This is a genomic window from Thermodesulfobacteriota bacterium, from assembly GCA_040756475.1.
Taxonomy (GTDB): Bacteria; Desulfobacterota; Deferrisomatia; order Deferrisomatales; family JACRMM01; genus JBFLZB01.
The window spans coordinates 9,027-10,744 of record JBFLZB010000159.1 but is presented as its reverse complement, the minus strand read 5'-3'; the positions used below and the strand labels follow the sequence as shown (position 1 = coordinate 10,744).

At 69.7% G+C, this 1,718-nt stretch carries 2 protein-coding genes; both read right to left on the bottom strand.

Annotation, left to right across the window (positions count from 1 at the left end; all coding sequences use genetic code 11):
• Nucleotides 1-34 precede the first annotated feature (34 nt).
• On the bottom strand, nucleotides 35-1,108 hold the full coding sequence (locus AB1578_18120; protein MEW6489811.1) for a glucosaminidase domain-containing protein: 1,074 nt from the start codon (nucleotides 1,106-1,108) through the stop codon (nucleotides 35-37).
• A gap of 242 nt (nucleotides 1,109-1,350) precedes the next feature.
• Nucleotides 1,351-1,718 (bottom strand): FMN-binding glutamate synthase family protein (locus AB1578_18115; GenBank protein ID MEW6489810.1); only part of this gene is annotated, 368 nt, incomplete at its 5' end.

The following is a 1,718-nucleotide window of genomic DNA, read 5'->3' as shown; positions in this document are numbered from 1 at the left end:
TTTGCCCGGGCCGGGTGCGCCCGGGCAAAGCACCTCAGTCGTCCAGCTCCACCCAGCGAAACGAGGTCGCCGCGCCCTGCTCCGCCAGGATCTCGCTCCAGACCGCCTCGGGGACCGGAGCCAGCCGCTTGCCCTCGAACCGGTGCAGGCGGTTGTCGCGCGCGACCTTTCGCACTTCGTCCACGTACTCCTCGCGGCGGATGGAGTAGAGGATCAGCCCGTCTGCCAGGGCGTGGGGATCCAGGGCCTCGCCGACTTCCCGCATCCCCCGCCGCAGGATCCGGAACTCCTCGTAGGCCCAGAAACTGTTGAGGTTGCGCACGTAGGCGTCTACCGCCTCGGCAAGGTCCACGAACCGCGCCACCGAGTAGTTGGCCCCTTCGTCCCGCAGGAGGGGGGCGATGCCCTTGTCCGCGGAGAACACCCACTGGCCGAAGAGGCTGTTGCCGAGCTTCGCGAACCGGGAGCCCCCCCACGCCGACTCGATGGCTGCCTGGGCCAGGGCCAGGCTCGGCGGCACCACGTCCACCCGGCGGAGGAGCTCCTCGATGAGCTCCTCGGGCGGAGCGCCGGGCTCGGTTTCCGGGGTGTCGATCCGATAGCGCTCTGCCAGCTCCCGGACGAAGGCGTCGTCCTCCCGGGCCGTGGCCTCCCCCCTGCCCAGGCGCTCTCCCAGCGCCAGCAAGCGCGCCCGTTCTGCGCGAATCCTTCGGTTCGCGGCCAGAACGTGGGGCAGCACCGACCGGAAGAAGGCCTCCTTCTTGTGTTCCAGGTCGAGCTCGTCCATGTCGGGGGGCAGGCGCACGGGTGCCAGGTTGGGCACCAGGCCCTCCATACCCGGTACGGACCAGGCCGCGTCGAGGAGGCGGGTGAGCTGGCGTGACGGTGGGGAGTCGAAGAGGAACAGACCCACGGGTGCCGACGGCGCCGCCGGCCGAGAGAGCGAAGGAACCCAGGCGGCCCTCCGGTCGGGGGCCTGGGGACCCTTCCCCCACCAGGTGAGAACGCCCAGGGCCACGATCGCTCCGCACAGGAGGGCGGGAACGATCGTGCCCGGGGTGCGCACCGGGGGCCGCAGGTCGTCTTCGGGGGGGGGGCCCAGCTCCATCGGGGCACTCCGCACGGGGAAACTGGGGGCCGAATCGCCAACCCGTCTATGGGAACCCGGGAGCGGCGAGCCCGTCAAGGACTCATTTTCCCAGGCACAGCAAGGCGTTTTCCTCCGCGCCCGCCCCCAGGAGCGCGCCGTCGGAGAAGACGCAAAACGGGGAGCGGGTACCCGCTCCCCGTTTCGCGACATAAATGCCGCCGGGGGAAGACCGAACGAGGCTGCCCCGTTTCGGAAGCCTGCTAACCCAGGAGCACCTTCTCCGCCTCGTCGCGGCGGGCCTCCATGACGTAGGGAATGCCCGAGACCCTGGCCGCGTCCTCGGTGAGGGACATGAGGTCGGTGCGCTCCAGCAGGTCCAGGCGGAACTTGCGCGCCCCGGCCATGAGCTGCCGCAGGCCCGTCTTGAGCTTTTCGGCGTAGGTGTAGATCCCGATGGCGCCGTACGGGATGTCCTTGATGTCGGCGCCGTACTTGTCCTGAAGGTCCTCGATGACGACGAAGATCTGGTCGGCCTGGGTGCCGTACTGGGACACGGTCTTGGGGAGCTCGCCCTTGGCGAGCCACTCCCCGATGTTCTTGCCCACCATGCCCGGGATCATGAGGGCCC